The following is an 18313-nucleotide window of genomic DNA, read 5'->3' on the forward strand; positions in this document are numbered from 1 at the left end:
TGGCGAGGGCGGGCGCCCCGACCTGGGCGAGGCCGCCGTCCCCCAGCGACCCACCGGCGATCCAGACCAGCACGCCGCTGACCGCGCCCAGCAGGACGCCGCACAGCAGGCCGGCCAGGCCCGCCACCACCGAGCCGCCGTCGCGGTCGGAGAACCAGCGGCCCACGGTGCCGCCGGCCACCAGACCGGCCAGTGCCGGGACCACCTGGGAGACGAACGCGATGAGCGGCACGGCCTGGGTGTCGGGCAGGGCCGCCAACAACGGCAGCGCGGGGACGGCGCCGAGTGTCACCCCGTGCACCGACACCAGGGTTCCCGAGCCGACGAAGAACCCCGGCCCCGCGGCCAGGCCGAGCACCGCGGCGGCGGCGTTGGGCAGCAGCAGGAGGGTCAGCCCGAGCAGACCGAGGGCCCCGGCGCCCGCTCCCCCGAGCGAGCGGGAGAGGGATGCGTACCCGGAGGCGTCCGAGACGAGGGCGACCACGACCACGACGATGCACAGCGCCATCGCGGTCAGCAGGCCGGACAGCACCCCTCGCAGCACCGGGAGGACGAAGCCGGGCAATCGGTCGAGGAGGTCGTCGAGGAGTCCCGACTCCCGGCCGACCCCCCAGCCCACCGCCGTGACGGCAAGCAGGAGGGACCCGATCAGGGGGCGCAGGACCCCGACGCCCACGTCCGCGGTGTCGAGCGGGATCGTCAGCAGGACGCTGATCAGCACGTGCACCAGGACCACGACGACGGCGCCGCGCACCGCCTGCCGGGGAGTGCTCAGGTCGCCGAGGCGCACGATGCCCCGGCCGGCCTGGGCCAGCCCCCACGCGATCGTCAGCGTCAGGAGGAGCGGCGCGAGCACGAGCGGGCCGGAGCCGAGAGCCAGCTCTCCGCCCTGCGCGAGCAGCCACAACCGCCCGGCCAGCGCGATCGAGCCGCCGACGGCCAGCCCGCCGTCGGGGTCGAGGGTCTGGACGACGACGAGGGCGAGACCGAGCCCGAGCAGCCCGACGAGGCTGACCGCCAGCGACGCGGCACCGGCCACCCAGGGCAGCGGCACGGCCGGGTGCCACGAGGCGTCGCGTCCCCGCCGGGAGGTGCGTGCGAGCAGGGAGACCACGTCCCCACTCTCGCAAGCTCACCCGCCGGACGGCGGGCGCACGCGCCGGAGGCGCCCCGGGATTCGGGCGCCTCCGGTCGTCGGATCAGCCGTTCGGGCGCTCACCGGAACCGGGAGTACCCGACCCCTCACCGGACGCGGTCGAACCACCCGACGGGGGCGGTCCGCCGGGCGGGGGACCGTAGGACGACGTCGGCGGCGAGGCCGGCGGCGGAGGCGGAGGCGCGTACTGCTGCTGAGGCCCCGGGTGCCCGTAGCTGCCCTGTCCGTACGGCGGGCCGGGCTGTCCCTGCTGGCCGAAGTTCGGTGCCGGCTGGTTGGCCCACTGCGCAGCGTTGGCGACACCGCCCCGCAGCGCCGGGCGGTTGCGCAGCTCCGGGAGCAGCGAGAGGACGGCGAAGAGCAGGATCACCGTCGCCGTGATCATGCCGAGCAGCGCCCAGACGGAGAAGTCGCCGTCGAAGCTGTCGAGCCACGCGAACAGGGTGAGCAGCCACGCCAGCGCGGTGATGCCGACGGTGACCCACGACCGCGGGAAGCCCAGCTTGAGCTCCGTGAACGCGGGGAGGACCGCCCAGGCCGTCGCCAGCAGGAAGAGCACGAAGGCCGAGGTCACGTTGCCGGAGTCGAAGCCGCTCAGGCTGAACCCGAAGAAGTCGTCCCCGAAGGTGAACCACGGGAAGAACGCCAGGATGAAGTAGACGAGCGTGCCGCCGGCGATGACGTAGTCGGCCATCTTCAGGCGCTTGAGGTCGAACGAGAGACCACCGCCGGTGCCCGCGGGCTGCCCGAACGGGTTGTGCGCGGGCTGGCCGTACGCCTGCGGCGGACCGTAGCCCGGCGGGGGCTGCTGGCCGTAGCCGGGCGGCGGACCGTAGCCCGGGGGCGGGCCGTAGCCGGGCGGCGGCTGCTGGCCGTACCCGGACGGGGGCCCGTAGCCGGGCGGTGGCTGCTGACCGGGGTGCTGCTGACCCTGCTGCTGGCCGTAGCCGGGCGGCGGACCCTGCGGCGGCGGGGGCTGGTGCGGGGGCTGCGGCTGCGCGTGCTGCCCGTGCTCCGGCGGCTGACCGCCCGTGGGCGGCTGCGGCGGCTGGCTGGAGGTCATCGCAGGGGCTCTCCTCGCAGGGCGTCGGGTGTGCGAGGCGAATCGTGGTCGCACCCGGCGTCATGGCGCAACCACGGCACGCGCACCGTCGCCCGTCCGTGATCGTCGTCCCAGCTGCGCAGACGCCGCCGCCCGGCGACCTGGTCGAGGTCGCCGGGCGGCAGTTGGGAGTGGACCGGCCCTACCCTGCGACGATCTCCCGCATGAGCTGGGCCGTCTCCGACGGGGTCTTGCCCACGCGGACCCCGGCGGCCTCGAGGGCCTCCTTCTTGGCCTGTGCGGTACCGGCCGAGCCGGAGACGATCGCGCCGGCGTGGCCCATGGTCTTGCCCTCGGGGGCGGTGAAGCCTGCGACGTAGCCGACGACGGGCTTGGTGACGTTCGCCTTCACGAAGTCCGCGGCCCGCTCCTCGGCGTCGCCACCGATCTCACCGATCATCACGATGGCCTCGGTCTCCGGGTCGTCCTGGAAGGCCTGCAGGCAGTCGATGTGGGTGGTGCCGATGACCGGGTCGCCACCGATGCCGACGGCGGTGGAGAAGCCGATGTCCCGGAGCTCGTACATCATCTGGTAGGTCAGCGTGCCGGACTTGCTGACCAGCCCGATCGTGCCCTGCTTGGTGATGTTGGCCGGGATGATGCCGGCGTTCGAGCGCCCGGGGCTGATGAGGCCGGGGCAGTTCGGGCCGATGATCCGGGTGGAGCTGCCCTGGGCGTGGGCCCAGAAGTAGGTCGAGTCGTGCACGGGGATGCCCTCGGTGATGACGACGGCAAGGCCGATCTGGGCGTCGACGGCCTCGATGACGGCCGCCTTCGCGAACGGCGGCGGCACGAAGATGACGCTGACGTCGGCGCCGGTCTCCTTCATCGCCTCGGCCACGCCGCCGAAGACGGGGACGCTGGCGCCCTCGAAGTCGACGGTCGTGCCGGCCTTCCGGGGGTTGACGCCGCCGACGATGGCGGTGCCCGAGGCGAGCATGCGCTGCGTGTGCTTGCTGCCCTCGGACCCGGTCATGCCCTGGACGATGACCTTGCTGTTCTCGTTGAGGAAGATCGACATCTGTCTGGTGTCCTGTCGGGAGTCGGGGCGGCGATCAGGCGGCGAGTTCGGCGGCCCGGCGCGCGGCGCCGTCCATCGTGTCGACCACGGTCACCAGGGGGTGGTTGGCCTCGGCGAGGATCCGCCGGCCCTCCTCGACGTTGTTGCCGTCGAGCCGGACGACGAGCGGCTTGGTCGCCTCGTCACCCAGGATGTTCAGCGCGGAGACGATGCCGTTCGCCACGGCGTCGCAGGCGGTGATCCCGCCGAAGACGTTGACGAAGACGCTCTTGACCGCCGGGTCGCCGAGGATGATGTGCAGCCCGTTGGCCATCACCTCGGCCGAGGCGCCACCACCGATGTCGAGGAAGTTCGCCGGCTTGACGCCGCCGAACTCCTCACCGGCGTAGGCGACGACGTCGAGGGTGCTCATGACCAGCCCGGCGCCGTTGCCGATGATGCCGACCTCGCCGTCGAGCTTGACGTAGTTGAGGTTCTTCTCCTTGGCGGCCGCCTCGAGCGGGTCGGCCGACGCTGCGTCCTCGAGGGCGGCGTGCTCCGGCTGCCGGAACTCCGCGTTCTCGTCGAGGGTGATCTTGGCGTCCAGGGCGAGCACGGTGCCGTCGGGCGCCTTGGCCAGCGGGTTGACTTCGACCAGCGTGGCGTCCTCCTTGGAGAAGACCTCCCACAGCTGGACGGCGATCGCGATGACCTGGTCGCGGACCTCGGCGGGGAAGTTCGCGGCGTCCACGATCTCCGTCGCCTTGGCCTCGTCGACCCCGGTGGTGGCGTCGATGGGCACCTTGGCGAGTTCGTCGGGCCGCGTGGCCGCGACCTCCTCGATGTCCATCCCACCCGCGACCGAGGCCATGGCCAGGAAGGTGCGGTTGGACCTGTCGAGCAGGTAGGAGAAGTAGTACTCCTCGGCGATGTCACTTGCCTGGGCGACCATCACGCGGTGCGTGATGTGGCCCTTGATGTCGAGGCCGAGGATGTCCTGGGCGCGCGCCTTGGCGTCCTCGGGGTTGTCGGCGAGCTTCACGCCGCCGGCCTTGCCGCGGCCGCCGACCTTCACCTGCGCCTTGACGACGACGGGTTGGGCGATCTCCCGTGCGATCGCCTCCGCCTCGTCGGGCGTCTCGGCGACGCCGCCGGGGAGCACGGGCACGCCGTGCGAGGCCAACAGGTCACGGGCCTGGTACTCGAAGAGATCCACGAACAGGCACCGTAGCCCGCCCGTAACCAGGTCGCTCCCCCGGGCGTTGTAGGGGTGGGGGCCGGGTGGGCCGCATCACAAGGTGCGTCACTCCATCGGGCCCCCCACACTGCCCGGCACGTGCCTGAACGTTCCCCTCGACGACGAGGAGCTCCCAGTGCGACGAGCTGCGACCGCCCTGCTCACCGCCGCACTGACCTCCGCAGGGATCGCCGCGCTCGCGCCACCGGCGGCTGCGACGGGCGACAACGTGCCGCGGAACCTGACCATCACGGTGACGGACCTCGGACCGGAGAAGCGCACCTGCTCGATCGACGCCGACCTGTACGTGCCCGCGGGGGCGACGGACGCGAACCGGGCGCCTGCGCTCCTCACCACCAACGGCTTCGGCGGGACCAAGGTGGACCAGGCCGACTACGCACAGGGCTTCGGGGAGCTGGGCTACGTGACCCTGGCCTACACCGGCCTCGGGTTCGTGGACGGCGACAACTGCCCGATCACGCTGGACGACGTCGAGCACGACGGCGCCGCGGCCAGCCAGCTGCTGCGCTTCCTCGGGGGCGACCCCTCGATCGAGGCCGTCGACGACGTCACGAAGGAGAAGGTCGTCGTCGACTCGGTGCTCCTCGAGGGCGACCCTGCGCGGCACGACCCCGCGGTCGGCATGGTCGGCGGTTCCTACGGTGGGCAGATCCAGTTCGCGGCCGCCGCCGCCGAGCGACGCGCCGGAACCGACCGACTGGACGCGATCGTCCCGCAGATCACCTGGCACGACCTCTCCTACTCCCTGGCACCGGACAACAGCGGCCTGCCTCGCGGCTCGGCGACCAGCGGCTCGGTGAGCTCTCGTGGCACCGGGGTCTTCAAGTACCAGTGGGCGCTGCTGTTCACCACCCTCGGCGTCGGCAACGGTCTCCAGGACGCCCCGAGCGCCGCCGACCCGGCCGCCTGGCGTCAGTTCCTGCGGAACAACTGCGCGAACTTCGAGCCGCAGGTCTGCCAGGCGCTGCTGGAGGTGGCCACCCTGGGCTACCCCAGCGCCGCATCGATCGCCTTTTTGCGGTCGAACTCGGTGGCCAGCTACCTGAGGGAGGTGCGGGTGCCCACACTGCTCGGCCAGGGGCAGGCCGACACCCTCTTCAACCTGCAGGAGTCGGTGGCCACCTACACCGCGCTGAAGGCTCAGCGCACGCCCGTCTCGCTGACGTGGCAGTCGTGGGGCCACAGCGACTCCACCCCCGTCGCCGGCGAGCTCGACGAGCGGAACCCGCGTGGGACCGTGCAGGGTGACGCGATCCTGGCGTGGTTCGACCACTACGTCCGCGGCCAGGGCCCCGCGCCGGCGCAGGACTTCAGCTACTTCCGCGACTGGGAGTACGACGCCACCACCGGGGACGCAGCGGATGCCTATGCGACGGCGCCGTCCTACCCGGTCGGCAGGAAGCAGACGTTCTACCTCTCGGGAGGAGGCGCGAACGGCTCGCTCGTCACAGCCCGGAACCAGGTGCGGTCGGGCACCAGCACCTACAGCAGCGTGGCCCCGATCGGGCCGAACTACACGGAGACGTCCTATCTCGACCAGTCCCGGCCGGTGACCGATCCCCCCGGCACGGCCATCCGGTTCTCGACCGCCCCGCTGACCCAGCCCCTCGACGTGGTGGGCAGCCCGTCCCTCACGGTCACGCTGGACGCCCCGGCCGTCGCGGCGTCGCAGCACCTCGGCCCCGCCGGGCAGCTCGTCGTCTTCGCCAAGCTGTACGACGTCGGGCCGGACGGTGCCGTGGAGCTGCCCCACCGGCTCATCTCCCCCGTCCGCGTCGCCGACGTGACGAAGCCGGTCACCATCGAGCTGCCGGGCATCGTGCACCGCTTCGAGCCCGGCCACCGGCTCGCCGTCGTCCTCGCGGGCGGTGACTTCGCCTACCGCGGCTCGACGCTCCCGCAGCAGGTCAGCCTGGCCACCGGTACGGGCCGGAGCCAGCAGCTGACGGTGCCCGTCGTCCCCTAGGTGCCGGCCGGCGCTCCGACGTGCTGGCGGACCCAGTCGACGATCTGGGTGGTGGTCGCACCCGGTGTGAAGATCTTCGCGACGCCGACGCGCTCGAGTTCGGGGATGTCCTCGTCCGGGATGATCCCGCCACCGAAGACGACGACGTCGTCGACGCCCCGCTCGGCCATGAGCTCGTGCAGCCGGGCGAACAGCGTCATGTGCGCGCCGGACAGCACCGAGAGCCCCACGGCGTCGGCGTCCTCCTGCAGGACGGTCTCGACGATCTGCTCGGGGGTCTGGTGCAGGCCGGTGTAGACGACCTCCATACCGGCGTCCCGCAGGGCGCGGGCCACGATCTTCGCGCCGCGGTCGTGCCCGTCGAGGCCCGGCTTGGCGATGACCACCCGGATCCGTTCGTCCACCATGGCCCGCAGCTTATGGAGCCCGCGTGGGCCCCGTCACGCTCGACCGCGGCGCAGCCGCCAGGCGGCCGCGGTGAGCAGCGCGTAGCCGAGGCCGGTCAGCAGGAGGCCGGCGCCGGGCACCGTCCACTCCAGGTCGTCGGACGACGTCGCGTCCCGCACGCCCGCGAGGCCCGCCGACAGGACGGCGACGGAGATCGCGAGCAGCGCACCGACGGCGGCGAGACGGGGCCGCAGCGACGGGGCGATCACCGAGCACAGGACCAGCGCGCCGGCCAGGAGCAGCCCACCCAACAGCGCAAGTCCGGGACGTTCCAGCAGTGCCTGCGGCCCCTCCTGCGTCACCACCGTCTGCAGCCCCGTGGCCGGATCGGTGACCACGCGGTCGGGGACGTCGGCCGCCGGCAGGGTCAGGCACAGCACCGTGCCGACGCCGAGCAGGACCGCGCCGCCGGCGAGCAGCGAGCGCACCGGGTCCAGGGCGCCGCCGTCCTCCATGACCGTGCGGCCCCACGCGACCGCGCCGGCCATCCCGGCCAGCACGGTCAGGGCGAGCGCCACCAGGCCCAGCACCCAACCAGGCCCGACCTCGACGCTGCTGGTCACGACCCGCTCCCCTGCAAGGACCTCGACCGCCGGACGGGACGTCGAACTGCTGCCCCGGTACACCTCGATCAGCGCCAGGCCGAGGGCCAGCGCGCCCGCCACTCCGGCGTAGGCCAGGCCGAACTTGGGCACGGCGCCGCGCAGCAGCCAGGCGCCGACGGCCGCGGAGGCCACGGGGACGAGCAGGCTCGCCAGGACGCCGCTGACTCCGGTCGCGGTCGACAGCTCCTGACCACCGACGACCAGGTACGTGGGAAAGGCGGCGGCGACGCCGAGGAGCGCAGCCAGCACGAGCAACGCGCCGGTGAGGCGGGCGGCGGGCGGCACGGTCCCGACCACCAGCCCGTCGCCCCGGCCGTCCGCGGTGGCGGGCGTGCCGTTCCGGGAGCGGGCTGCACCGGAGCCGCCGGCTCCGGAACGGGCGGCGGCGGCGCTGCGGCGGGCGGTGCCGGCTGTCCGGCTCGAGTCGGCGCGGTCGCGGGCGGGCCCGGTACGGGCGTCGCGGGCGGACACGGTTCCCCCTTCGGCTGTTTCGGTCACGAACCGGCCTCGATCGGTGACACGTCGGGCACGTCGATGTGACGTCCGCCACACACGCGAGTTACCTTCGGGTCAACGGAGCACATAAGTCGTGCACCACCACCCGCGAGGCCGAACCAGTTGCCACCGCCGGTTGGTCCGACGGGGAGGTATTCGGCCATGCGCGCATCGAGCGGCCCGGGCTCGCGTCCAGAGTCGCACACGGCGGCCGTGACCGACGGAGCGCCACGAGGTGCCCTGCGGAGTCTCTGCAGCACCGCCACCCTGGCGGGCGGAATCACCGAGCTGGCCTGGGTCGGCGCGCACGTGCTGATGTACCCGCTGGGCACGCGGACGACCGTCCTCCGCCCCGATCCCCGCCACCGCCCGGGACTCCAGGCCCCGACGGCCCGCGCCCTGTTCGCCGCCGACCCGCTCGCCGCCCGGATCCCCGTCGTCCTGGTCCACGGTCTCGTGGACAACCGTTCGGTCTTCTCCGTGATGAACCGCAGCCTGCGCCGTCGCGGCTTCGCGCACGTCTGCAGCTGGAACTACAGCCCGCTCCTGACCGACATCGCCCGCGGTGCCGCGGATCTCGGCGCGCACATCGAGGCCATCTGCGAAGCGACCGGGTACGACCGCGTGCACGTCGTGGGCCACAGCCTCGGCGGACTGATCTCCCGCTACTACGTCCAGCGCCTGGGTGGCGACAGCCGGGTGGAGTCACTGGTGACGCTCGGGACCCCGCATGCGGGCTCGGTGTGGGCCAACGTCGCGCCCACCCCGCTGATCCGCCAGCTGCGCCCGGGCTCCCCCGTACTGCAGGAACTCGCCGAACCGGCGCCGGGGTTCCGCACGCGGATGACGGCGGTCTACAGCGACCTCGACCAGATGGTGATCCCGACGTCGTCGGGCAGGTGCGACCACCCGGACCTCGGCGCCCGCAACGTGCTCTTCCACGGGATCGGCCACCTGTCGCTGCCCCGCAACGGCGGCGTGGTCGACGAGGTCGCCGCCACCCTGGCCGGCCGGCGCGAGGCCCTCCCCGCAGCCGTCGCCGCCGTCTCCGTCGCCTGACAGGCCGGTCCGGCGCGTCGTCGTCACGCACTGCACACATTGCGACACGTCTTGTTCGGTGCTTGGTCGCGCCCTGACGCATCGTTACGGTTCGATCACGGCACCGGTAGCCACCGGCGGACACCGCCCCGCGGACCGTCCACAGCCGCCGTCGCTCCCCCGACGGAACGCCTCGCGGCGGCCCAGAGGGAAGCGCTCGTCCGGGAAGGTGCGCCTTGTCTCGCAGCAGTGCACCGCAGGTCCTCGAGCAGACCGTGCGCGAGACCGCTCGTCCCGACGCGGTGGCGCCCGCCATCGCCGAGGCGCAGGCCGCCCTCGCGTCCCGCCGCTCGGCCCCGCGGCTGCTGGCCGGCCGACGCCTCCCGCAGCCCCCGGGACGCCGCGCGCCGCTCTGGTTCGCCGCACTCGTCGCCGGCGCCCTCCTCGCCGCCGCGCCCACCGTGATCGGCAGCCCCCCGGACCACACCGCCACCGCCTCCGACTACGGCCTCGGCGGCGTCTCCGACATCTCGCTGTCCGGTGGCATCGACGATGCCGGCGTCCGCCGCAGCATCACCGAGGCCGAGGCGCAGGCCCGCCTCGGCGAGCTTGCCGCCTCCCGCGCCGCCCGGGCACCGAAGACCGTGCTGCCCACGCAGGGCCGGCTCACCACCTGCTACTGCCAGCGCTGGGGGCAGATGCACTACGGCCTGGACCTGGCCGCCCCACTCGGCACGCCCATCTACTCCGCCGCCGACGGCGTCGTCCTCAAGGCCGGACGAGTCTCCGGGTTCGGCAACGCCGTCTACATCCAGGACGCCGAGGGCTTCGTCCACATCTACGGGCACATGCGCTACTACGACGTCGAGGCCGGGGACGTCGTGCACGCCGGCGACCAGATCGCCAAGGTCGGCAACGAGGGCTTCTCGACCGGACCGCACCTGCACTACGAGATCCACAAGGGCGACATCAACGGCCGCCCGACCGACCCCGAGGCCTGGCTGGCCGACCGCGGCGTCTCGGTCTAGCGGTTGTCCTGTCGCGCCGAGTGGGGCCCGGAGGGCTCCGCGCAGGTGTGACGCAGCGGCTCATCCCGAGTCGGGAACGGCTCGTGGCTGCGGTGTCGTCCGGAGGACGACCGTGTCACAGCTTGACGAGCGGGGCGTACCTCAGCACCAGGCGCTTGGTGCCACCGGAGCCGAAGTCCACCGTGGCCTGCGCCTTGTCGCCGACGCCCGTCACCTCGACGACGGTGCCCAGGCCGAACGCGTCGTGGCTCACCCGGTCGCCCACGTCGACGGAGATGACCGCCCGGTTGCCCGCCCCGCCCCGCAGGCCGCCGGTCGACAGCCCGGTGGCCGCCACCCGGGACTGCGCCGACGAGTAGCTGTTCGACGCCGCCGGCGCCGGCTCGAGCCGCGACCAGTGCACGGTGTCCGGCGGCAGCTCGTCGAGGAACCGGGACGGCGGGTTGTACGAGGGCTGCCCCCAGCTGGTGCGCACCTGCGCCCGCGACAGGAACAACCGCTTCTGGGCCCGGGTGATGCCGACGTAGGCCAGTCGCCGTTCCTCCTCCAGCTCGCGCGGGTCACCGAGCGCGCGCAGGTGCGGGAAGACGCCGTCCTCCAGCGCGGTGAGGAAGACGACCGGGAACTCCAGGCCCTTGGCGGTGTGCAGCGTCATCATCGTGACGACGCCGGCGTCGTCACCGGTGACCGGGATCTGGTCGGCGTCGGCCACCAGCGAGACCTGTTCCAGGAAGTCGGTGACCGTGCCGCCCGGGCTGGCCGCCTCGAACTCCGCGGCGACGGAGATGAGCTCGTTGAGGTTGTCGACCCGGCCCTCGTCCTGCGGATCGGTGCTGGCCTGCAGCTCGGTGAGGTAGCCGGTGCGGTCGAGGATGCTCTCCAGGAGCGCCGCCGGGCCGGATCCCGTCTCGACCAGCTGCTCGAACTCCTCCAGCAGCGCCACGAACTCCTGGATGGCCTTGAGCGAGCGGGTCGCGAGCTCACCGACCTCCGAGCAGCGGCGCAGCGCCGAGGCGAACGGGATCCGCTCGCGGTCGGCGAAGTTCTCGATGCACGCCTCCGCCCGGTCGCCGATGCCGCGCTTCGGGGTGTTGATGACCCGGCGCAGGCTCACGATGTCGGTCGGGTTGGCCACGACCTTCAGGTAGGCCAGCGCGTCGCGGACCTCTTTGCGCTCGTAGAAGCGCACCCCGCCCACGACCTTGTAGGGCATGCCGACGCGGATGAAGACCTCTTCGAACACCCGCGAGGCGTTGTTGGTGCGGTAGAAGACCGCGATGTCCTTCGGCTGGGCCACGCCCTCGTCGACGAGGGCGTCGATCTGCTCGGCGACCCACGCGGCCTCGTCGTGCTCGTTGTCGGCGACGTAGCCCTCGATCAGCTCGCCGTCGCCGGAGTCGGTCCACAGGTTCTTGGGCCGGCGGCCGGTGTTGCGGGAGATGACCTGGTTCGCGGCCTTGAGGATCCGCTGGGTGGAGCGGTAGTTCTGCTCGAGCAGGATGGTCGTCGCGTGCGGGTAGTCGCGCTCGAACTCGTCGATGTTGCGGATCGTGGCGCCGCGGAACGCGTAGATCGACTGGTCGGCGTCACCGACGACGCACAGCTCGGCCTGCGGGACCGGGCCGTTCTCCGGGCCGACCAGCTCCCGCACCAGCATGTACTGGGCGTGGTTGGTGTCCTGGTACTCGTCGACGAGCACGTGCCGGAACCGGCGGCGGTAGTGCTCGGCGACGTCGGGGAACACCTGCAGCAGCTGGACGGTGTTCATGATCAGGTCGTCGAAGTCCATGGCGTGCGCCTGGCGCAGCCGCTGCTGGTAGAGCTTGTAGGCCTCGGCCAGCACCTTCTCCGGCGCCGTCTGCGGGCTGTAGCTCTCCTCGTCGATCAGCTCGTTCTTCAGGTTCGACACCTGCGCGGCGAGGCTGCGGCCGGGGTAGCGCTTGGCGTCCAGGTCGAGGTCGCGGGCGACCATCGTCATCAGCCGGACGGAGTCGCCCTGGTCGTAGATCGTGAACGACGACTTCAGGTTCAGCTTCGCGGCCTCGGCGCGGAGGATCCGCACGCACATCGAGTGGAACGTCGACACCCACATCGCCCGGGCGCGCGGCCCGACCAGCGCGGCCACGCGCTCCTTCATCTCCCCGGCGGCCTTGTTCGTGAAGGTGATCGCGAGGACCTCGCCGGGCTGGGTGTGCCGGGCGCCGAGCAGGTAGGCGATGCGGTGGGCGAGCACACGGGTCTTGCCCGATCCGGCGCCGGCGACGATGAGCAGTGGCCCGCCCTCGTGGACCACTGCCTGCCGCTGGGGGCCGTTGAGACCGGCCAGCATGCGCTCGAGCTCGCGCCCGACGGAGCCCTTGGCGGTGCGCTGGAGGGCCTCCGTCCCGGGCAGGCTGTTCTGGGTGCCGGGGAGTGCCTGCTGGACGCTGCTCATGACCACATCACTGTAAGCCGGACGGGTGACGGTCCCCTCCCGGCTCCAACTGCCGTCACACGCGCACCAGGCAGCGTCGTGGTGGCCGCGGACCGGCTGTGGCACACTCGGCTCCGTGCTCGCCACGGTCAGCTTTTTCTACGGTCACCGGGATCCGGTGTCCGTCACCGCCGGCTGAGCAACCGCCGCAACAGACGCCCCGGGCCCGAAGAGCCCCGGGGCGTTCTTCGTCTCCGGGGTCCGGACGGCCACCAGATCCCGAAGGACGCCCCATGAGCACTCCCACCGCCACTCCCGCGAGCTCCGCGCCGGTCGCCGTCACGGGCGGCGACGTCGAGCGGATCGGCGAGCTGCGCACCGCCATCGACACGTGCGACGCCGAGATCATCGAGCTCGTCCACCGCCGGCTCGCCATCTCGAAGGAGATCGGCGCCCTCCGGGCCGCCAGCGGCGGCACCCGGCTCTCGCTCTCTCGCGAGCAGCAGGTGCTCGACAGGTTCCGCGCCGCGCTGGGTCCGGACGGCGCCGCGCTCGGCATGCTGCTGCTGCGCCAGGGCCGCGGCCGCCTCTAGGAGGCCCCGGCGCGCCAGACCAACACGTCCTCGTCGTCCATCGCGCTGACCTCGAGGACGCCGGCCGGCACCGGCGCCCGGTCCCGGAGCCGCTCGGCCAGGGCACGTCCGAGTGCCAGCGCTGCGGCCGGTTCGTCCGCCGTCCGCTCCGCCGAGACCCGCAGCAGCGCCGGGTCCGCGGGGTCGACCCACACGGCGCCGTCGTCCCCGAGCGCGTCGGCCACCGGTGCCGCCGTCGCGTCGTCCCAGGGCGAGAGTGCGCGCAACGTGACGCCGAGCGTGTAGGTGACCACGACCGCCAGTCTGCAAGCCGCGGCACCTTCCCGCCGCCGTATCCGCGAGATCCCCACCTGCCTCTGGAAGGCATGACGGATCCGCTCCCCGATCTCCCGCCGTTCCCCCACCGGCTGCCGCGGGCCGTCGCCCGCCGGATACGCGCGACGGCCCGCCGGCCACGTCGGAGGACGGCGGTCGTGCCGGTCATCTGCACCTTCGGCGCCGGGGCGTTCCTCGACGTCGACCCCCGGCGCGACCGGGACCACCCGTTCCGCTGAGCCACCCGGCACGGTGCGAGCACCCCCGCCATGACCCAGCGGGGACGTCCCGCACACCGCTGGGGCCGGTTCGTCCGCACGGGCGGGCGCCGGCACGGGGAGCCGGTCGGGTCGCCAGGGGGAGGACCCGACCGGCTTCCGCGGGATCGGATGTCACGTCCGGCGCGTCTCCTCCGTCTCCATGGGTGTTCCCGATGGAGAGGACCCGACATGACCCGCATCCCGCTCGACCCGCCGCGCACTCCCCTCTACCGCCTCGCCGAGTGGTACGCCCGGCGCACCTACGGCGTGGTCCCCGACCCGCTTCCGGCCATGGGGCACAACATGCGGGTCCTGGCCACCGATCTCCGGTTCGAGACCTCGCTGGCCCGCTGGAAGCGGCTCGACCCGACGCTGAAGGCGCTGGCGGTCATGGCGTCCGCCGTCTCGATCGGCTGCTCGTGGTGCGTGGACTTCGGCTACTGGGTGACCACCTCCGACGGCGTCGACCCGGTCAAGATGCGCGACGTCCCCCGCTGGCGGGACAGCGACGCCTACACCGACCTGGAGCGGCAGGTGCTGGCCTACGCCGAAGCCGTCACCGCCACCCCGCCGACCGTCACCGACGACATGGTCGCCGGCCTGCGGCGGCAGTTGGACGACGCCCAGCTGGTCGAGCTCACCATGATGGTCGCCGTGGAGAACGTCAGGTCGCGGTTCAACAGCTCGCTGGGGCTCACCAGCCAGGGCTTCGCGGACCGCTGCGAGATCCCGGCCGCCTCGTGACGGCCGCACTCGACGCGTTCGACCGCCACCGGCGCCTGCTGTTCGGCGTCGCCTACCAGATGCTGGGCAGCGTCGCGGACGCCGAGGACGCCGTCCAGGACACCTGGCTGCGGTGGTCCGCGGCCGACCGCAGCGACGTCGCCGACGCGCGGGCCTACCTCGTGCGGATCACCACCCGGCTGGCGCTCGACCGGCTGGGCTCGGCGCGGGCACGGCGGGAGAGCTACGTCGGGCCGTGGCTGCCCGAACCGCTGCTGACCGGCGGCTCGCCGGTCGGGTCGGGCCCACCGGCGCCGGAACCGGACGCGGCCGCCGAACTCGGCGAGCAGGTGTCGCTCGCGCTGCTCGTCGTGCTCGAGACACTGTCCCCTGCCGAACGGGCGGTGTTCGTGCTGCGCGAGGTCTTCGGTCTGCCGATCGCCGAGGTGGCCGCCGTCCTCGGCCGGAGCGAGGCCGCGGTCCGCCAGATGGGGCACCGCGCCCGCGAGCACGTGCAGGCGCGACAGCCCCGCTTCGACGCCGACCGGGAGGCCCACCGGGAGGTGACCGAGCGTTTCCTCGCCGCCGTCGGCGGTGGCGACCTCGAGGCGCTGCTCGCGGCCCTGGCACCCGACGTCGTCCTGATCAGCGACGGCGGGGGGAGGACGAAGGCGGCCCTGCGTCCGATCACCGGCGCCGACAAGGTGGCCCGCTGGCTCGTGGCCGTCGCGCAGGAGGGCGCTGCCCTCCCGGACGTGCGCATCGCTGTGGCCGAGGTCAACGGCTCGGCGGCGATCGTCGGCTGGTCGGGGACGGAGCCCTTCGGGTCGATCTCCCTCACCGTGGCCGACGGGCGGATCCAGCAGGTGCTGGTGGTCGTCAACCCGGACAAGCTCGCCGGTCTCGTCGCGCCCTCCTAGGCTCCGCCGGGTGACCGCGCCCGCACCTCAACCACCCGCCGAGCACGTCGATCGCGTGCTCTGCGTCCTGGCCCATCCGGACGACGTCGACTTCGGCAGCGCCGGCACCGTCGCGACCTGGACGGCGGCCGGCACGGAGGTCACCTACTGCATCGTCACCGACGGGGACGCGGGCGGGTTCGACGAGACGCCGCGGGAGCAGATGCCGGTGCTGCGCCGGGCCGAGCAGCAGGCCGCGGCGGCGACGCTCGGGGTGAGCGACGTCCGTTTCCTCGGCTATCCCGACGGTCGGCTGGAGCTCACCCTCGACCTCCGGCGCGACATCAGCCGGGTCATCCGGCAGGTGCGCCCGCAGCGGGTGCTCAGCACGTCGCCGGAGCGGTTCTGGGACCGCATCGGCGCCAGCCACCCCGACCACATGACCACCGGCGAGGCGACGATGCGGGCGGTCTACCCCGATGCCCGCAATCCGTTCGCCTTCCCCGAGCTGCTGGCCGACGAGGGCCTGGAGGCGTGGACGGTGTCGGAGGTGTGGCTCGGTGCCAGCCCGCAGGCGAACCACGCGGTCGACGTCACCGAGATGCGCGACCGCAAGATGGCTGCGCTGCGCTGCCACGTCACGCAGACCAGCCACTCCCCCGATCTCGAGCAGTTCGTCACCGGGTGGATGAGCCAGACGGCGCGGCGGTTCGGCCTCCCGGAGGGGCGCCTGGCCGAGGCCTTCCAGATCGTCCACACGGCATGACAGCGTGACCCCATGAGCGACGACCGATGGGAACAGCTGGTCGACCACGCGGAGGGCGGCGAGGTGAGCCGCGGCAGCATGTTCGGCTCGCGGGGGCTGCGGACCGGCAAGAAGTTCTTCGCGATCTGGTGGCAGGAGCAGCTCGTCGTCAAGCTCCCACCCGCCCGGCTGACCGAGCTGGTGGAGGCGGGGCAGGCGGCCCCGTTCGAGCCGATGGAGGGGCGCGCGATGAACGGCTGGGTCGTCGCCGGCGACCCGGCGCAGTGGTCCGGCCTGGTCGAGGAGGCCCGAGAGTTCGTCGCGGCCGAGGCCTCGTCCAGGGGCTCGCCCTGAGCGTGCGAAGGGTGAGGAGGACGAGGTCCTCTCAGAGCAGGCGGTTGGTCGCCGCCCACCGGGTGAGTTCGTTGCGGTTGGACAGCTGCAGCTTGCGCAGCACGTTCGAGGCGTGTGACTCGACGGTCTTCACCGAGATGAACAGCCGCGACCCGATCTCGCGGTAGGTGTAGCCGCGCGCCAGCAGCTGCATCACCTCGCGCTCGCGGGCACTGAGCAGGTCCAGGCCCGGGTCGGTCGCCTCCTCCTCCGGCACGGGCGCGGCCGGACCGGCCGCCGAGAACGCGTCCAGCACGAAGCCGGCCAGCCGCGGGCTGAACACGACGTCGCCCTCGGCCACCCGGTGGACGGCGTCCAGCAGGTCGGCCCCCGAGATGGTCTTCGTGACGTAGCCCCTGGCACCGGCCCGGATGACGGCGATGACGTCCTCGGCGGCGTCCGACACCGACAGCGCCAGCCACTTCACGTCCGGCAGCTCGGCCCGCAGCGTCTCCAGCACCGTCCGGCCGCCGCCGCCCGGCATGTGCACGTCCAGCAGGACGACGTCCGGACGCGTCGCGCGGATGCCCGCGACGGCCGAGGCGACGTCGGCGCCCTCGCCGACCACGGTCACCTCGTCGCCGAGCTCGGCGCGCACCCCGGCGCGGACCATGGCGTGGTCGTCGACCACGAACACCCGGGTCATGCGGCCACCCGGGGAAGCACCAGCTCCACCTCGGTCCCCTCCCCCGGCGCCGACCGGATCTCCGCCGTCCCACCCAGGCGCGTGAGCCGGCCGTGCACCGAATCGCGCAGGCCACGCCGGTCGTCGGACACCGTCGCCGGATCGAACCCCTTCCCGCGGTCGCGGATGAAGACCGACACGCGCTCGGGAGTCACCTCGGTGTAGAGGTCGGCGGCGGTCGCACCCGAGTGCTTGGCGGCGTTGACCAGCGCCTCGCGCGTGGCGGCGCCGAGGTCGGCCAGCGCATCGTCGACCGGGGCGTCACCCACGACGACGGGGTCCACGGTCAGCGCGTGGTCGGACTCGACGTCGGCGACCATGCCGGCGACGAGGCCCGCCCACGTGCCGCCCTCGCGGACCACCTTGGGGTCGTAGAGCCACGCGCGGAGCTCGCGCTCCTGGCCGCGGGCCAGCCGGCTCACCGCCTGCGGCTCCTCGGCGTGCCGCTGGATGAGGGCGAGGGTCTGCAGCACCGAGTCGTGCAGGTGCGCGGCGACGGCGGCGCGCTCCTCGGACCGGATCCGCGCGGTGCGTTCCTCGGAGCGGGAGTCGAGCAACCGTCGCCAGATCGGGGCGGTCGCGAGGACGACGCCGGTCAGGATCACCAGGGTCGCGGCGAAGCCGTTGCGGGCCGCGGCCAGCTGGCCGGTGGTCGCCAGCAGCAGCACCACACCGCCCGCGGCCAGCGCGACACCCCCGGCCAGGGCCCAGCGGACGCCGGGCAGGGCGAGGGTGCGGTCGGTGTCCAGCTGCCGCCAGATGACGGCGAGACCGACCGCGACGAGGATCAGCGGCAGCACCAGGTCGCCGCTGCCCCAGCTGGACACCTGGCCGAGGAACGCCAGCGCGGCGAACCCCAGGACGGCGATCGTGAGCAGCTGGCGCTTCCCCCCGGGCGCACCGAGGGTGATCCGGCCGGGTGAGGGCTCCTCCGAGCCCGGGGCGGCGACCGGCATGGTCAGCCACAGTCCGGCGTACATGACGATGCCGACGCCGAAGGTCGCCAGCACGACGAAGACCACCCGGACGAGCAGGGGGTCCTGGCGGAGGTGGGACGCCGTCCCGGACGCGACGCCGGCGAGCAGGCGACCGGAGCGCGGGCGCACCAACGGCGGCCGCGCGAGGGTCGACCCGGGCGGCGCCGTGGTCGCAGGAGTGGTCACGTACTCGATCGTCGCACCGTGGGGCCCCG

Annotated in this window: 19 protein-coding genes; 9 read left to right on the forward strand and 10 right to left on the reverse strand. The window is 73.0% G+C overall.

Annotation, left to right across the window (positions count from 1 at the left end; all coding sequences use genetic code 11):
- The 4 genes from E4P40_RS08725 to sucC all read right to left on the reverse strand — a co-directional run.
- Window positions 1-1114, reverse strand: a 1114-nt coding sequence (locus E4P40_RS08725; protein ID WP_135158305.1) for a DUF6350 family protein, incomplete at its 3' end; no start/stop codon positions are given.
- An 85-nt stretch (window positions 1115-1199) separates the two neighbouring features.
- Entirely contained in the window at window positions 1200-2219 is a 1020-nt protein-coding gene (locus E4P40_RS08730) for a hypothetical protein (RefSeq protein ID WP_135158306.1), read from the reverse strand.
- Between the two features lie 181 nt (window positions 2220-2400).
- On the reverse strand, window positions 2401-3279 hold the full coding sequence (gene sucD, locus E4P40_RS08735) for a succinate--CoA ligase subunit alpha (protein ID WP_135158307.1): 879 nt from the start codon (window positions 3277-3279) through the stop codon (window positions 2401-2403).
- Window positions 3280-3313: 34 nt separating this feature from the next.
- Window positions 3314-4474, reverse strand: coding sequence for an ADP-forming succinate--CoA ligase subunit beta (gene sucC / locus E4P40_RS08740; protein ID WP_135158308.1), 1161 nt, complete (start codon window positions 4472-4474; stop codon window positions 3314-3316).
- Between the two features lie 157 nt (window positions 4475-4631).
- Here sucC and E4P40_RS08745 point away from each other — a divergent pair, with 157 nt between their 5' ends.
- Complete coding sequence (locus E4P40_RS08745; protein WP_167762159.1) at window positions 4632-6482, forward strand: CocE/NonD family hydrolase; 1851 nt, start codon at window positions 4632-4634, stop codon at window positions 6480-6482.
- Here the strand turns inward: E4P40_RS08745 and E4P40_RS08750 are convergent.
- Window positions 6479-6889, reverse strand: a complete 411-nt coding sequence (locus tag E4P40_RS08750; RefSeq protein ID WP_209305230.1) for a cobalamin B12-binding domain-containing protein — start codon at window positions 6887-6889, stop codon at window positions 6479-6481. The genes E4P40_RS08745 and E4P40_RS08750 overlap by 4 nt on opposite strands.
- A gap of 33 nt (window positions 6890-6922) precedes the next feature.
- Window positions 6923-8005 carry a hypothetical protein gene (locus E4P40_RS08755; RefSeq protein ID WP_245160217.1) on the reverse strand — a complete coding sequence of 361 codons (1083 nt, stop codon included), beginning with the start codon at window positions 8003-8005 and terminating at the stop codon, window positions 6923-6925.
- Between the two features lie 237 nt (window positions 8006-8242).
- Here E4P40_RS08755 and E4P40_RS08760 point away from each other — a divergent pair, with 237 nt between their 5' ends.
- Window positions 8243-9088: an alpha/beta fold hydrolase gene (locus tag E4P40_RS08760; protein ID WP_245160218.1), complete on the forward strand. Its 846-nt coding sequence runs from the start codon at window positions 8243-8245 to the stop codon at window positions 9086-9088.
- A 215-nt stretch (window positions 9089-9303) separates the two neighbouring features.
- On the forward strand, window positions 9304-10095 hold the full coding sequence (locus E4P40_RS08765) for a M23 family metallopeptidase (protein ID WP_135158311.1): 792 nt from the start codon (window positions 9304-9306) through the stop codon (window positions 10093-10095).
- A gap of 115 nt (window positions 10096-10210) precedes the next feature.
- On the opposite strand, the gene pcrA is transcribed toward E4P40_RS08765, so the two are convergent.
- Window positions 10211-12529, reverse strand: coding sequence for a DNA helicase PcrA (gene pcrA / locus E4P40_RS08770; RefSeq protein ID WP_135158312.1), 2319 nt, complete (start codon window positions 12527-12529; stop codon window positions 10211-10213).
- A 272-nt stretch (window positions 12530-12801) separates the two neighbouring features.
- Here pcrA and E4P40_RS08775 point away from each other — a divergent pair, with 272 nt between their 5' ends.
- On the forward strand, window positions 12802-13101 hold the full coding sequence (locus tag E4P40_RS08775) for a chorismate mutase (RefSeq protein ID WP_135158313.1): 300 nt from the start codon (window positions 12802-12804) through the stop codon (window positions 13099-13101).
- Here the strand turns inward: E4P40_RS08775 and E4P40_RS08780 are convergent.
- Window positions 13098-13394 carry a hypothetical protein gene (locus tag E4P40_RS08780; protein WP_135158314.1) on the reverse strand — a complete coding sequence of 99 codons (297 nt, stop codon included), beginning with the start codon at window positions 13392-13394 and terminating at the stop codon, window positions 13098-13100. The two genes, E4P40_RS08775 and E4P40_RS08780, sit on opposite strands and share 4 nt — an antisense overlap.
- A gap of 72 nt (window positions 13395-13466) precedes the next feature.
- On the opposite strand from E4P40_RS08780, the gene E4P40_RS08785 reads away from it, so the two are divergent.
- From E4P40_RS08785 to E4P40_RS08805, 5 genes are all read left to right on the forward strand, one after another.
- The gene (locus E4P40_RS08785) at window positions 13467-13655 is read left to right on the forward strand and encodes a hypothetical protein (protein ID WP_135158315.1); all 189 of its coding nucleotides are present in this window, start codon (window positions 13467-13469) and stop codon (window positions 13653-13655) included.
- A 210-nt stretch (window positions 13656-13865) separates the two neighbouring features.
- Complete coding sequence (locus E4P40_RS08790) at window positions 13866-14420, forward strand: carboxymuconolactone decarboxylase family protein (protein WP_135158316.1); 555 nt, start codon at window positions 13866-13868, stop codon at window positions 14418-14420.
- Window positions 14417-15319 (forward strand): RNA polymerase sigma factor SigJ, encoded by a 903-nt coding sequence (gene sigJ, locus E4P40_RS08795; RefSeq protein ID WP_135158317.1) that lies wholly within the window; start codon window positions 14417-14419, stop codon window positions 15317-15319. The genes E4P40_RS08790 and sigJ overlap by 4 nt, the downstream gene beginning before the upstream one ends.
- A 10-nt stretch (window positions 15320-15329) precedes the next feature.
- Window positions 15330-16064 carry a PIG-L deacetylase family protein gene (locus tag E4P40_RS08800; protein WP_135158318.1) on the forward strand — a complete coding sequence of 245 codons (735 nt, stop codon included), beginning with the start codon at window positions 15330-15332 and terminating at the stop codon, window positions 16062-16064.
- 12 nt (window positions 16065-16076) lie between these two features.
- The gene (locus E4P40_RS08805; protein ID WP_135158319.1) at window positions 16077-16397 is read left to right on the forward strand and encodes a TfoX/Sxy family protein; all 321 of its coding nucleotides are present in this window, start codon (window positions 16077-16079) and stop codon (window positions 16395-16397) included.
- A 31-nt stretch (window positions 16398-16428) separates the two neighbouring features.
- On the opposite strand, the gene E4P40_RS08810 is transcribed toward E4P40_RS08805, so the two are convergent.
- A complete protein-coding gene (locus E4P40_RS08810; protein ID WP_135158320.1) occupies window positions 16429-17082 on the reverse strand; it encodes a response regulator transcription factor in 654 nt (217 codons plus the stop codon).
- Window positions 17079-18284 carry an ATP-binding protein gene (locus E4P40_RS08815; protein WP_135158321.1) on the reverse strand — a complete coding sequence of 402 codons (1206 nt, stop codon included), beginning with the start codon at window positions 18282-18284 and terminating at the stop codon, window positions 17079-17081. Before E4P40_RS08815 ends, E4P40_RS08810 begins: the two co-directional genes overlap by 4 nt.
- Between the last annotated feature and the right edge of the window lie 29 nt (window positions 18285-18313).

It is taken from the genome of Blastococcus sp. CT_GayMR20 (assembly GCF_004570345.1).

Coding starts and splice junctions, on each gene's coding strand:
- E4P40_RS08730 (WP_135158306.1), bottom strand. CDS start 2,219: ATGACCTCCAGCCAGCCGCCGCAGCCGCCCACGGGCGGTCAGCCGCCG.
- sucD (WP_135158307.1), bottom strand. CDS start 3,279: ATGTCGATCTTCCTCAACGAGAACAGCAAGGTCATCGTCCAGGGCATG.
- E4P40_RS08750 (WP_209305230.1), bottom strand. CDS start 6,889: ATGGTGGACGAACGGATCCGGGTGGTCATCGCCAAGCCGGGCCTCGAC.
- pcrA (WP_135158312.1), bottom strand. CDS start 12,529: ATGAGCAGCGTCCAGCAGGCACTCCCCGGCACCCAGAACAGCCTGCCC.
- E4P40_RS08775 (WP_135158313.1), top strand. CDS start 12,802: ATGAGCACTCCCACCGCCACTCCCGCGAGCTCCGCGCCGGTCGCCGTC.
- E4P40_RS08785 (WP_135158315.1), top strand. CDS start 13,467: ATGACGGATCCGCTCCCCGATCTCCCGCCGTTCCCCCACCGGCTGCCG.
- E4P40_RS08790 (WP_135158316.1), top strand. CDS start 13,866: ATGACCCGCATCCCGCTCGACCCGCCGCGCACTCCCCTCTACCGCCTC.
- E4P40_RS08805 (WP_135158319.1), top strand. CDS start 16,077: ATGAGCGACGACCGATGGGAACAGCTGGTCGACCACGCGGAGGGCGGC.
- E4P40_RS08810 (WP_135158320.1), bottom strand. CDS start 17,082: ATGACCCGGGTGTTCGTGGTCGACGACCACGCCATGGTCCGCGCCGGG.